This is a genomic window from Amycolatopsis speibonae (genome assembly GCF_042647925.1).
Lineage (GTDB): Bacteria > Actinomycetota > Actinomycetes > Mycobacteriales > Pseudonocardiaceae > Amycolatopsis > Amycolatopsis speibonae.
The window spans coordinates 58,677-70,039 of record NZ_JBHRWK010000042.1 but is presented as its reverse complement, the minus strand read 5'-3'; the positions used below and the strand labels follow the sequence as shown (position 1 = coordinate 70,039).

Genomic DNA, 11,363 nt, shown 5'->3' with positions numbered 1-11,363 from the left:
CAGGAGGGTGTTCAGTTCTTTCGTCACGGTTTGATCTTGGACACCCTCCTCCCGGCCATCACACCGGCCTCCTTCACGTGATCTTCACGGAATCAATCATCTAGTCGAAGCGCGGATCCCGGTCAGCCGGGCCAACGTGTCGAAACCGTCGTCCGTACCGGGCCAGTGCGCACGGACGGTGTCGATCCCGACGTGGCGGACGACGCCGCGCAGGACGGCGGTGACGATGATGGCGTCGTCGGCGTAGCCGAGCACCGGGATCTCGGCTACTACCTCAACGGGATCGTCGCCGCCTATCCGAGCACCGCGCCGGTCTCAACGACGCCGGGAAGACCATGCTCCGGAAGGTCGCCGGGCAGTGCGTCGTGGAAACCGCGCTCGCCTACGGCTTCCATCGCTCCGGCGACCTCACCGCCCAAGGCGAGTCGATCACCGCGATGCTCGACGCGAACCCCGAGACCCACGCAGTCCTCGCCTTCCACCGGCTCGCCGCCACCCCCACCGCGCTCGACTGGCTGGACCGGCGCTTCGCCGGGACCGCCGCCCCCAGCACCTGCTGACCGGACGGGCCGCAGCCCGACCGGTCAGCAGGTGACCACCCGGAACCCGCGCTTCGGTCCTTTCTGGTCAGGCGTCGCCTTTCCCTTGCGGCGCAGGGGTTCCGTGCAACCGGAAGGGATCGTCTTCCAGGGCGGAGCGGTCCCAGTGCCCGAGGTTCGCGGCGGCTTCGTAGGTGGTGCGGAGGAAGTCGGCGACGGCCCGGTCGGGGTCAGGCGCGACGCGGGCGACCTCGTAAGGCAGTAGGAACTGCTGGAATTCGGTGCTGTAGTACGCGCCTTCGGGACCGATCGGCTGATCGGCGAACCCCTCGGGTGCGGGGTAGGCGTAGGAGTAGAAAGCGCCTTCTTCACCGCCGCCGGGCCAGAACCCGCAGCTGGACAGTTCGCGGGAGTAGCCCTCGACCATGACCCAGTCCCCGCAGTTGGGCGCTCCGCCGGGATGCGGCGGCGCTGTCCGCCCGGAGAAGCGGGTGCAGGCGAGGTCCATGGCTCCCCAGAAGAAATGCACGGGACTGACCTTGCCGACGAAGTGCGATCGGAATTCGCCGATCACCCGGTTCGCCTGCAGCAGCTGTCGCCAGAACAGGGTGGCCGCGTCGCCGTCGTAGGAGGCATGGGTGTGGTCCTCGGCGAAGGGGATCGCCGGCTCGACCTCGTTGGGGTGCGGCCGGATCGATGCCTCGATTCCGAGCTGGTCGAGCAGGTCCAGGACGCGGGCGTAGAACTCGGCGACCGGCATCGGCCGGAGCGGGAGGCTCCGTGTGCCGCCGTCGCTGCTACGGATCTCGAGCCGGTGGCCGACGAAGTCGAACTCGATCTCGAAGGCCCCCGTGCGGTGCGGGATCGTCGACGTGGTCAACCCGCGCGGGCTGACGTACAGCGTCACCTGCCACCAGTGGTTGAGCAGGGGAGCGTTGGCCATGCGGATCTTGCCCACGATCTGGGTCCACATGTGCAGGGTTTCGCGGGTGGGTGTCCAGTCCGAGACCCGCAGGCTCGGCCAGCTCGTCGTCGGGGGATTGGTCATCGGTTCTCACTTCCTTGTCTCGTGCGGCGCCGGTCCGCGGCCAGCCACTTCAGGACGTCGCGGTCCACCTGGTCGGTGATATCGGCGAACTCGGCGTGCTTCGTGAGGTAGCGAGCCAGGGCCGGGCAGAACGCTCGCTGATCGGCGCATGGTGCTTCGCCGACGCGCCGCGGCAGCGTGCGCCAGACCGTCATCGCCCGAGGGCCGCCGAGCGGCACCTCCCGCGCGGACAGGACTTCGACCTTTCCGGCGTTGCTCATGTGACCCTTCCTCGGGCGACGGTCCGGCCGCGCGGTGAATCGGGGAAACGCTCGAGCATGGTGCGGACCTCTTCGGCGTCGACGCTCGCGCCGAACAGTTCGGCGCCCGGTTCGAAGCGGACTCCTTCGGCGAGTGGGCCCGCGATGACGGGGTCGAAGCCGAACGCGTCGACGAGCCGGGCGACGGCGTCGACGTCGGCGGCCGCATCGCCTGCGATGGCGAGCGCCTTGCGTCCGGGCGTTCCGGCGGGGCGGGCATCGCCCTCCAGGTCGTGGTAGCCCATGTGATTGAACGCCTTGACCACGCGGGCTTCGGACAGGAAGGACCGCACGATCTCGCTGGAGGAGGTGCGCGGGTCGGTGAGGTCGTCGCGGATGCCGTCGGTCTCCCACCAGTAGTTCATGGCATCGACGACAAGCTTGCCGCGCAGCGCGTCGGCGGGCACGGTGCGGTGCTTGCCGAGGGGGAGCGCGAGGACGACGACGTCGGCCTGCCCGGCCGCCTCGGCGGCGGTCGTGGCTGTCGCGCCGGGCGTGACGACCTCGATGACGAGTGCGATCTTGGCCGGGTCACCGGAACCGGCCACGAGCACGCGGTAGCCGGCGGCGACGGCGAGCCGGGCGAGTACGGTGCCGACCTTGCCGGCACCCAGGATCGCGATGGTGGTGTTCATGCCGTCTCGGCGAGGAGGTCGCGGACCAGGGGAACGACCTTGGTGCCGTAGAGCTCGACAGCCCGCAGCCGGGCGCTCATCGGCTGCGAGCCGGTGGCGTAGACCAGGTCGAACCGGCCGACGCCGAGCGTGCGGACGGTGCGGGCGATCTTGCGGGCGACGGTTTCCGGGGAACCGACGTAGAGCGACCCGTGTTCGATCTCGGCGTCGTACTCCTCGCGGCGCAGCGGTGCCCAGCCGCGCTGGGCGCCGATGCGGTCGCGGATGACCTTGTAGCGGGCGTAATGGAGCTGTTTGGCCTGCTCGTCGGTGTCGGCGATGAAGCCGGGTGAGTGCATGCCGACGGGCCACGCGGTGGTGCCGAGGCCGCCGGTGGCGCGCCGATAGAGCTCGATGAGCGGGGTGAACCGCTCGGGCGGGCCGCCGATGACGGCGAGCATCAGCGGCAGGCCGTGGCGGGCGGTGCGGATGATCGACTGCGGTGAACCGCCGACGCCGACCCAGGTGGCCAGGCGTCCGGAGTCGGTCTTGGGGTACACGTCGGCGTGTTCGAGCGGAGCGCGCACGGTGCCTGTCCACGTGAGCGGCTTCTCGTCGAGGAGCCGGACGAACAGTTCGAGCTTCTCCTCGAAGAGCACCTCGTAGTCGGCGAGGTCGTAGCCGAACAGGGGGAACGACTCGGTGAACGAGCCGCGCCCGAGGATCACCTCGGCGCGGCCCGACGAGATCGCGTCGAGGGTGGCGAAGCGCTGGAAGACGCGCACGGGGTCGTCGGAGCTGAGCACAGTGACGCCGGAGCCGAGGCGGATGCGGGATGTGCGGGTGGCGATGCCGGCGAGAACGGTCTCGGGGGTGGAGATCGCGTACTCGGGCCGGTGGTGCTCGCCGAGCGCGAAGGCGTCGACGCCGAGTTCGTCGGCGAGGATCGCCTCGGTGACAGCCCGGCGGATCGCTTCCGCGTAGGAGACGAGGGCGCCGGAGTCGTCTTCGGGAACGTCCCCGAAGGTTTCGAGGCCGAGCACGAGGTCAGTCATCGGGTTGCTCCTGGATGTTCATCGCACTCGAGACAGGTCAGCAAGACGCGGCGGGACCGGCGCCGCTATGCGGGCGTGTTGAGCAGCTGCGTCTCCCAGGCGAAGGCGATCCCGGTGCCGCCTTGGTGCTGTACGGCGACCTCGACGAGCGCCGGGATGGTCGCTTCGCGAGCCCAGTCACGCTGCAGCTCACCCTGCACGGCAACCCAGGTCATCGGCACCACGCCCGCCTGGACCATGCGCCGTACGGCCATGTCGTGCGCTTCGGCGGACACCCCGCCGGAGGCGTCTGTCACGACGTAGACGGCGTAGTCGTCGTCGAGGGCCTGAATCGCCGGCATGGCCACGCAGATCTCCGTCCAAAGACCAGCGATGATCAGCTTCTTGCGCCCGGTCGCCCGGACGGCGTCCACCACGCGGCTGTCTTCCCAGGTGTTGATGAGCGTCCTGTTGATCGGCTGCTGGTCGGGGAAGACGTCCTGCAGTCCCTGGATCAGGTTGCCGCCGCGCTCTTCCATGACCGTGGTCAGGAGCGTGGGGATGCCGAACGCCTTGGCGGTCTTCGCGAGCCCGACGGCGTTGTTGACGACCATCGTCGGTTCGTGGCTGTTGAGGTTGGCGAACTGGAACGGTTGATGGTCGATCATCAGGAGGACACTTTCCTCCGGAGTCAGCAACGCATCGAGCCCGATCTTCTTGGCGCTCATGGCAAATCCCCCTTGTATCGCGTGCGGGTGTGGACCGAATCGGCCGCGGGCCACGGCGCCGACGGGCACGACGTCCATCGCGACGGTGGCTTCCTGTGGCAGGACCGGGTGATGCGGGGCAGCACCGGTTTTGTTGACGTGTCTACATCTACTGGAATTTCGATGACGCGTCAACATCGCTGGTAAGCTCTGCCCGGCCGGAGGTTCATCGGCAGGCCGTATGCAGGGAAGGGGGAGGGGGAAGCGGGCCGTGCAGCGGTATCCGAGGCCCCTGATCAGCAATGGGTGAGACGCGCTGGCTCGACGAGCGGGAGGCGCGCGCGTGGCGCGGGATGATCAACGTGATGCCGCAGCTGACCGCGGTGCTGGACCGCCGGCTGCTCCGGGACGCGGGGCTGTCCGCCGCGGAGTACACCCTGTTAGTGCCGCTGTCGGAGGCTCCGGGCGGAGTGCTGCGGGCGCGTGACCTCGGCCGGATGGTCTGCTGGGAGCGCAGCCGGATCTCTCACCAGGTCATCCGGATGGAGAAGCGCGACCTCGTAGTCCGCGAGGAGTGCAGCGAGGACGCGCGCGGGTCGATGGTCCGGCTCACCGACGCGGGCCGGACGGCCATCGTCGCCGCCGCGCCCGCACACGTCGCCGCTGTCCGGCAGTACTTCATCGGCGCGCTCACCGAGGCCGAGCTCGACGTCATCGGACCCGCGCTCGAACGAGTTCTCGACAGGCTCCCCGACGACGACGGATAGGCAGGCGGCGAGCCGCGCGCTGAAGTGCTCGTCCAGTATGTTCGCCTTACCCCTCGAAATAAGCCCGTCCCGCCCGGGCGATCGATGAGCTGGTCAAAAACGCGACGCGGGCGACCTCCCGACGTCGGGAAGTCGCCCGCGTCGGCGCATGTCGCGCGAAGCCGTCAACGGTGGCTTTCACTATTTCGTGCAGGCTTCCAGCCGAATTCGGGCCGGAAGCGGATCTGCGGTCTAGGACTTCTTTCGGGGCGCGCGCTTGCGCTTGGCGGGGGCCTCTTCGGCGACAGGTTCGGCAGCGGCCGAGCCGGCGTTGTCGAACGCTTCGTAGATGTCGTTCGGGATGCGGCCGCGTTCGGCGATGGCATAGCCGTTCGCCGACGCCCAGGCGCGGACCTGCTGGTTGCGCTCGCGGTCGGTGGGCTTCGCCGCGGTACCGGTCACTGTGGACTGTCCGGTTGCGACCTTCACCTTGCGTCCGCCGGTCCGCCTGCTCGCGTCGATGAAGCGCTCGAGCTCGTCGCGCAGGGCGCCGGCGTTGTCGTCGGAGAGGTCGATCTCGTAGGTGACGCCATCGAGTGCGAAGGGCACGGTCTGGGTGGCTTCGCCACCGTCGATGTCGTCGACGATCTGGACGGATACCTTTTGTGCCATCGATGGTGCCTTTCGCTAGGTCATGCTCACCGCACCGGGTTGGCGCAGTGTCAATGAGTCTAGGCGTGCTGGTCGCCGGTGATGATCGTGGCCTCGATGTGGACGGTCCTCTTGAGTGGATCCGTGCCCTGGCGAGCCCCGCTCGCGGAAACGTTGCGCGCGCTGAAACCTCGAGTTTGAGTTGGTCCCTCCCGTGGTATTGAGGGACATCATCGCTGTCTTCCTGCGGAGGGTGCTCGTGCAGATCCAAGTCAACACCGACCACAACATTCACGGCGGCGAACGACTGGCCTCCTTTGTGACGACAGACCTGGAGAGCAACCTGTCCAGGTTCGGCGGATGGTTGACCCGGGTGGAGGTGCACCTCAGCGACAACGGCGGTGCCAAGTCGGAAGACAAGAAGTGCGTGATCGAAGCGCGTCCCGGGGGCAAGCAGCCGGTCGCGGTCACTCACCACGCCGCGACCGTGGACGAGGCATATGCCGGGGCGGCGCACAAGTTGAGGGGAGTACTCGATTCCCAGTACTCCCGCGCCCACGATCACAAGGGCAGTGAAAGCATCCGCCACATGCCAGGTCCGGAAACCCCGGATCAGGTCGGCGTGATCGAGAGCGAATCGCAGGGCTGATCAAGGCGGCGCCCGACACGGCCGGAGTTCTCGATGTCGAGAACCGGCCGATCCCGGTTGGTCTTCCCGCCGTCGCTGGAGGCGTAAACGGCTGATTGCCGGGCGGTGCGTCCGTTTCCCGGCGCACCGCCCGGCCGGTAGCCGCAGCGGCCGGCCCCGACTGCCTTTATGACACCTGGACGGCCTTGGTCTCGGAGTTACGGGCCTCTTCGTAGTCCGGCTCCGGTGCCGGACCCTTCTTCTTTTCGGCCGCGGGCAAAGTAAACAGCAGTACGGCTGCTCCGAGGAGCGCGATGACCGCGATCCAGCCCGCGCCGACGTGCATGGCATGGACAAACGCGTTGTCGGCAGCCTGAGCGAGACCGGGACGGTGGACGGCGGCGGCGACATGGCGGGCCTGTTCGGCGGAAACTCGTGCCTGATCCTGCACCGGACCGGGCACACCCTCCAGTGAAGGTTCGATCGCACGCCGGTACACGATCGACATGATCGTGCCGCCCACCGCGATTCCGATCACGCTGCCGGTCTGCCGCACGGTGTTGGTGACGGCCGATCCCGCGCCGGCCTGTTCCAGCGGCAGGTTGCCGATCAACGCGGCCGTGACGGGGCCGATCACCATCCCGATCGAAAGACCCTGGATCAACAACAGGATCTCGATCCAGACAAGTGGGGTTTGCAGCCCGAGGAAACCGTACCCGCCCATGGTCAGCGCGGCCACGGTCAGCGCCGGCACGGTGACGAGCCTGAGCGACAGGCGCCGAACCAGACGTGAGGCGAGAGGTGCGCCCGCGAGCGCGCCGAGCGCGGTCGGGATATTGGCCAAACCCGCCTTCATCGGCGAAAATCCGAGCGCGCCTTGCAGGTAGAACGCGTTGTAGAAGGTGATGGCGGCCACGGCGAACAGCAGCAATCCGAGCGCCATATTGCCGCCGCCGAAGGTCCGTTGCGCGAGCAGTCGCGGATCGAAGCTGGGCACCTTGACGCGCAGTTCGACGAGTACGAAGACAGCCAGCAGGACCAGACCGACAACGATCGGCGCCCAGACATCGGTCCGGCTCCAAGCGGCCACCTGGCCCGCCCGGATCAGCCCGTAGGCCAAGGCCACGAGCCCGCTGATCGACAGCAACATTCCAGCAGGATCCAGTGGTCGCCGAGTGGGGCTGCGGAAATTCGGGACGAGGATGGCGAGCCCGATCAGGGCCACTATCGAGACCGGGACATTGATCAGAAAGACCGAGCCCCAGTGGAAATGGTCGAGCAGGAATCCCGCGAGCACCGGGCCGGCGGCCATTCCGACACCGGCGGACGTCGAGAATATGCCGATCGCGGCAGCCCGCGCGGGGCCGGTGAAGGTCCACATGAGGATGGCCAACATGGCGGGCGTGATCAGCGCGCTGCCCACCCCCATCGTGGCTCGAGCCGCGATCAGCTGGCCCGCATCGCTTGCGTAAGCAGCCCATAGTGAAGACCCGGCGAAGATCACCAACCCGCTGGAAAACACGGTCCGGTGACCGAACCGATCGCCCAGCGCGCCCGCGGTGAACATCAATGTGGCGAAGGTCAGGGTGTACGAACCGGTCGCCCACTGCAGCTCGCCGGGATCGGCCCCCAGCCCGCGGACCGGGTCCGCGAGGGTCTCCAGCGTGGCACTCAGGACGGTGTTGTCCAACCAGATCAGCAGCGAACACACCATGAGAACGGCAAGAATCAACTGCTGCCTGAACTTCGGCAGCGTCGGAGGCGTGGTCATGAACACCTTCGGATAGCGGTCGGCGGGAACTCGAATGACCATAAGAAGAGTCCGCGGCACTGTCAAGCTTTGAAGTTTATTTTGGTTACTGTTGCTGCCGTACGAATTATATGCCCTCTGACAATTTTCACTTTGCGATTTCATGGCTTCCAGAGGGTTGCGGCGGAGCGGGTTTCATGCCCTCGGCCGGTGAACCTCGGCCATGAGTGGTTGCAGGTGGCGTAGCCCAGCTCGGTCGCACGCCGGATCGCACTGTCGTCGTAGATCTTGAAATTCTCGTAGGACGCGCGGGCGTCGTCCCATTTCCCGAGTTTGCGCTTCCCGGTCATGTCCGTAGTCCGCCCACGCGTTCTCGGTTTCGTCGCCGAAAGAAGTGCTGAAAGGATCATTCGGCTCGCCGGTCTTCTTTCACCGCGACACCATGTCGGCCTGCGGCATGCCGATCGCGGCGGGCCAAACGGCGGGGCGTGCGGTCGAATACTTCCCGACGGTGCCGACCTTCCCTGTCGCGGCGTAGCAGGCTTTGCCGGCCCCGTGGATGTGGTCCCACTTGCCCGCGTCGGGATCCGCCGAGGGCGAGTTCGAGCCTGGCGTGGCTGCCGATGTGACGCTCCTGCCGGGCGGGAGTGGTTTCCCGAGGTCGCTGCGTCGCCTTTCAGGCCGAAGTACGTCAGGATGCCCAGAATCCCGGAGACCAGGCCGCGATTCGCCGATCGGAAACACCTACTGGACTGGTTCGACAGCGAACACGCCAGTCTGATCGGTGCTGTCTCCCTGGCCGCGAACACCCATCGATACCGGATCGCGCACGAGCTGGCCTCGGCGCTGAACGACTACTTCGAATTCGGCAGACACTGGGACACCGTCGAAATCGGCTTGACCGCGGCCCGGAATCTCGGCGACCGCGGTCTCGTGCGCACGGCATTGACCCAGCTCGGCACGGCGAACCGCAGCTTGGGACGCCTCACCGAAGCGCTGGCCCACCATCAAGAAGCGCTTGACCTCAGCCGTGCCATGGGCGATCAGGCCGCCGAAGGGCACTGCCTGACGACCATCACCAACACCTACTTGGCCCTGCGCCGGGTCGAGGAGGCTGTCGAACACAACAAAGAATCCCTTCGTATCCGTTGCGAGCTGAAGGATCTCTATGGGCAGCGCGTCACTCTGAATCATCTCGGTAACGCGTACCAGAGGGCGGGCCGGATTCGTAAGGCGGTGTCCTGCTGCGAAAAGGTACTGAAGATCAACGCGGAATTGGGTGACAGGTTCGGCGAGAGCCGCACCCTGACGAACCTGGGAGCGGCCTACCTGCGCCTGCGGCGGGAGTCGGACGCGATGAACTGCTTCGAACGCGATCTGACCATCGTGCGGGAGCTGCGCGACCGATACGGGGAGGCCGCGACCGAGGTCAATCTCGGCGGCGCGTATTTCGACATGGGCGATCCGACAACGGCGTAAGAGCACTGTCGTCGCGCGCTGGAGATCTACCGCGATCTGGGAAACCGGCCAGAGGAGTGCGTCGCCGAGGCCTGGCCGGACACTGTCCTGGGGGACACCGCGCGGCTGCTCGATCTGCCGAGCCCTGCCGAACCCTTCGGCTTTCACCTGCGCGTATCGGACGGCCTGCGGTCCTGGACGCGGCGGGCGATGGCCAGCGCGACCGGCGCCGCGAGCCAGCACAGGTACGCGCCGGTGTCCTCGGTCAGGAACGCGACGGGAATGGACACCCCGAACACCGCGGCCAAGCAGACGCTGCGCGTCAGGCTCTGGGCGAATACCCGGGGCGGGCCGTCCGTCAGGTAGAGGTGTTCGCGCCGGATCTCCCGGATGATCAGCGCGAACGACGCGGACGCCAGAACCTGCACCAGCGCGTACAGGCTGAACCGGAGCGGGAAGGCGCCCTCGGCGGTGATCACCCGCGTCGCGAACGGCATCAGGACCTGCATGAACAGCCAGGCCAGGGTGAGGCTGATCAGGCGGCCGCTCAGCGAGCGGACGTACGGGAAGATCTCGTGGTGGGCGCGCCAGTGGGCGGCGATCACCGCGAAGCTGAGCGCGAAGGCGAGGTATTCCTTGCCGTGGGCCGCCACCGAGTTCAGCATGGCGCCGGTGGTGTCGCCGTGGGGGATCGGGAGATCCAGGGCCAGCAACGTGAGTGCGATGGCGATCGCCGCGTCGACGAACATGGTGAGCCGCTCGGTGGAGGCCTTCCCGATCGCTTCGCCGGGGTTGTGGCTGGTCTGTGTGTTCATGGTGGGAAACAGCTCCAGCGGTCTCAGGCGGCGATTTCCGTGGTCGGCCGTGACGTGGCCTCGAATCGGCGGGACCGGACGGCCAGGATGATCATGACCGCCGGGATCAGGGCGTCGGTGATGAGGACTCCGCCGGTGTTGCCGGGGGCGTGGTCACCGTTGGCGAACCACTGGTAGACGTGGCCGACGACGGCTCCCCAAAGGAACATCCCGCCGCCGAGGCCGATGGTGATGCGTTCGCGTGCGGATGCCGAGGCCGCCCGGAAGCCCAGGATGGCCATGCCGAGGTTGGCGAAGGCGATCTCGAACATGAAGGGGGTTCGGTCGAAGCCGATCGCCGTGGCCATGACGTCCGGGAACGCGAGGAAAGCGACCGTCATCCACAGGCTGCCGCAGCCGAAGGCGCCGATGGCCCACCAGCGCTGCCAGATCTCGAGCCGTTCCCGGGGTGACGTGGCGTGGCGGGCGCGGATGGCGGCTCCGATGGCGGGTACCACGACCCAGACCAGCGGGAAGGCGGATTGGGCGAGGTAAGAGAAGTTGTCCATGACCTCAGTCTTGCCTGGTTAATATTAACTTGTCAACACTCTGGTATGGTGAGCTCGTGGATGACGGACTCGCAGACTTGTTGCACCGCGTGGTCATGCTGCTGGGCGAGGCGACCCGGCGGCGTACTGACGACCTCGACGGCTTGACCTACAGCCAGATACGGCTTCTGGGCACGTTGGAGGACATCGAGCCGACGACGCAGCATCGGCTCGCGCAGGCGATGTCGGTGTCCGACCCGGCGATCAGCCGGGCGCTGCGGCCGCTCGAGGCGGACGGCCTGGTGCAGATCGTCGTCGACCCCGAACACGCGCGGCGGCGGCTGGTCCGGCTCACCGAGTCCGGACGGAAGGCCTTCCATGTCGCCGGGAGGCCGCTTTACGACGAGTTCCGTGAGGCGCTCGTCGCGGCTGGTTTTCCTTACGAGCGCTACCTCGAAGACACCCTTCGGCTGGCCGAAATCCTCACACCTGACTGAGGGGCGGTAGGGGACGAACAGACCACATCGTCGGTGGGGTGCGTCGGATA

The 11,363-nt window shown here is 67.2% G+C and carries 16 protein-coding genes; 5 read left to right on the top strand and 11 right to left on the bottom strand.

Annotation, left to right across the window (positions count from 1 at the left end; genetic code table 11):
- Positions 1 to 96 precede the first annotated feature (96 nt).
- The gene (locus ACFOSH_RS26085) at positions 97 to 255 is read right to left on the bottom strand and encodes a hypothetical protein (protein ID WP_378241692.1); all 159 of its coding nucleotides are present in this window, start codon (positions 253 to 255) and stop codon (positions 97 to 99) included.
- A gap of 80 nt (positions 256 to 335) precedes the next feature.
- Between ACFOSH_RS26085 and ACFOSH_RS26080 the strand changes: the two genes are divergently transcribed.
- The gene (locus ACFOSH_RS26080) at positions 336 to 560 is read left to right on the top strand and encodes a hypothetical protein (RefSeq protein WP_378241691.1); all 225 of its coding nucleotides are present in this window, start codon (positions 336 to 338) and stop codon (positions 558 to 560) included.
- A gap of 67 nt (positions 561 to 627) precedes the next feature.
- Here the strand turns inward: ACFOSH_RS26080 and ACFOSH_RS26075 are convergent, their stop codons facing one another.
- From ACFOSH_RS26075 to ACFOSH_RS26055, 5 genes are all read right to left on the bottom strand, one after another.
- Entirely contained in the window at positions 628 to 1,587 is a 960-nt protein-coding gene (locus ACFOSH_RS26075; protein WP_378241690.1) for a DUF5996 family protein, read from the bottom strand.
- Complete coding sequence (locus ACFOSH_RS26070) at positions 1,584 to 1,847, bottom strand: hypothetical protein (RefSeq protein ID WP_378241694.1); 264 nt, start codon at positions 1,845 to 1,847, stop codon at positions 1,584 to 1,586. The genes ACFOSH_RS26075 and ACFOSH_RS26070 overlap by 4 nt, the downstream gene beginning before the upstream one ends.
- Positions 1,844 to 2,521, bottom strand: a complete 678-nt coding sequence (locus tag ACFOSH_RS26065) for an NADPH-dependent F420 reductase (RefSeq protein WP_378241689.1) — start codon at positions 2,519 to 2,521, stop codon at positions 1,844 to 1,846. Before ACFOSH_RS26065 ends, ACFOSH_RS26070 begins: the two co-directional genes overlap by 4 nt.
- The gene (locus ACFOSH_RS26060; RefSeq protein ID WP_378241688.1) at positions 2,518 to 3,555 is read right to left on the bottom strand and encodes an LLM class flavin-dependent oxidoreductase; all 1,038 of its coding nucleotides are present in this window, start codon (positions 3,553 to 3,555) and stop codon (positions 2,518 to 2,520) included. The genes ACFOSH_RS26065 and ACFOSH_RS26060 overlap by 4 nt, the downstream gene beginning before the upstream one ends.
- Before the next feature lie 65 nt (positions 3,556 to 3,620).
- On the bottom strand, positions 3,621 to 4,262 hold the full coding sequence (locus tag ACFOSH_RS26055; RefSeq protein ID WP_378241687.1) for a hydrolase: 642 nt from the start codon (positions 4,260 to 4,262) through the stop codon (positions 3,621 to 3,623).
- 281 nt (positions 4,263 to 4,543) lie between these two features.
- Between ACFOSH_RS26055 and ACFOSH_RS26050 the strand changes: the two genes are divergently transcribed.
- Entirely contained in the window at positions 4,544 to 5,008 is a 465-nt protein-coding gene (locus tag ACFOSH_RS26050; protein WP_378241686.1) for a MarR family winged helix-turn-helix transcriptional regulator, read from the top strand.
- 231 nt (positions 5,009 to 5,239) lie between these two features.
- Here the strand turns inward: ACFOSH_RS26050 and ACFOSH_RS26045 are convergent, their stop codons facing one another.
- Positions 5,240 to 5,659, bottom strand: a complete 420-nt coding sequence (locus tag ACFOSH_RS26045; protein ID WP_378241685.1) for a histone-like nucleoid-structuring protein Lsr2 — start codon at positions 5,657 to 5,659, stop codon at positions 5,240 to 5,242.
- Positions 5,660 to 5,891: 232 nt separating this feature from the next.
- On the opposite strand from ACFOSH_RS26045, the gene ACFOSH_RS26040 reads away from it, so the two are divergent.
- Complete coding sequence (locus tag ACFOSH_RS26040; protein ID WP_378241684.1) at positions 5,892 to 6,287, top strand: HPF/RaiA family ribosome-associated protein; 396 nt, start codon at positions 5,892 to 5,894, stop codon at positions 6,285 to 6,287.
- A gap of 166 nt (positions 6,288 to 6,453) precedes the next feature.
- Here ACFOSH_RS26040 and ACFOSH_RS26035 read toward each other — a convergent pair whose 3' ends face one another.
- Both ACFOSH_RS26035 and ACFOSH_RS26030 read right to left on the bottom strand, forming a co-directional pair.
- The gene (locus ACFOSH_RS26035) at positions 6,454 to 8,037 is read right to left on the bottom strand and encodes an MFS transporter (RefSeq protein WP_378241683.1); all 1,584 of its coding nucleotides are present in this window, start codon (positions 8,035 to 8,037) and stop codon (positions 6,454 to 6,456) included.
- 140 nt (positions 8,038 to 8,177) lie between these two features.
- Entirely contained in the window at positions 8,178 to 8,366 is a 189-nt protein-coding gene (locus tag ACFOSH_RS26030; RefSeq protein WP_378241682.1) for a hypothetical protein, read from the bottom strand.
- Here ACFOSH_RS26030 and ACFOSH_RS26025 point away from each other — a divergent pair.
- Positions 8,365 to 9,495: a tetratricopeptide repeat protein gene (locus ACFOSH_RS26025; protein ID WP_378241681.1), complete on the top strand. Its 1,131-nt coding sequence runs from the start codon at positions 8,365 to 8,367 to the stop codon at positions 9,493 to 9,495. The genes ACFOSH_RS26030 and ACFOSH_RS26025 overlap by 2 nt on opposite strands.
- Positions 9,496 to 9,638: 143 nt before the next feature.
- Here ACFOSH_RS26025 and ACFOSH_RS26020 read toward each other — a convergent pair whose 3' ends face one another.
- Together ACFOSH_RS26020 and ACFOSH_RS26015 are read right to left on the bottom strand one after the other, a co-directional pair.
- Complete coding sequence (locus ACFOSH_RS26020; RefSeq protein WP_378241680.1) at positions 9,639 to 10,289, bottom strand: TMEM175 family protein; 651 nt, start codon at positions 10,287 to 10,289, stop codon at positions 9,639 to 9,641.
- Between the two features lie 23 nt (positions 10,290 to 10,312).
- Positions 10,313 to 10,837 carry a DUF6790 family protein gene (locus tag ACFOSH_RS26015; RefSeq protein ID WP_378241679.1) on the bottom strand — a complete coding sequence of 175 codons (525 nt, stop codon included), beginning with the start codon at positions 10,835 to 10,837 and terminating at the stop codon, positions 10,313 to 10,315.
- A gap of 56 nt (positions 10,838 to 10,893) precedes the next feature.
- Here ACFOSH_RS26015 and ACFOSH_RS26010 point away from each other — a divergent pair, with 56 nt between their 5' ends.
- The gene (locus ACFOSH_RS26010; RefSeq protein WP_378241678.1) at positions 10,894 to 11,313 is read left to right on the top strand and encodes a MarR family winged helix-turn-helix transcriptional regulator; all 420 of its coding nucleotides are present in this window, start codon (positions 10,894 to 10,896) and stop codon (positions 11,311 to 11,313) included.
- Positions 11,314 to 11,363: the final 50 nt, after the last annotated feature.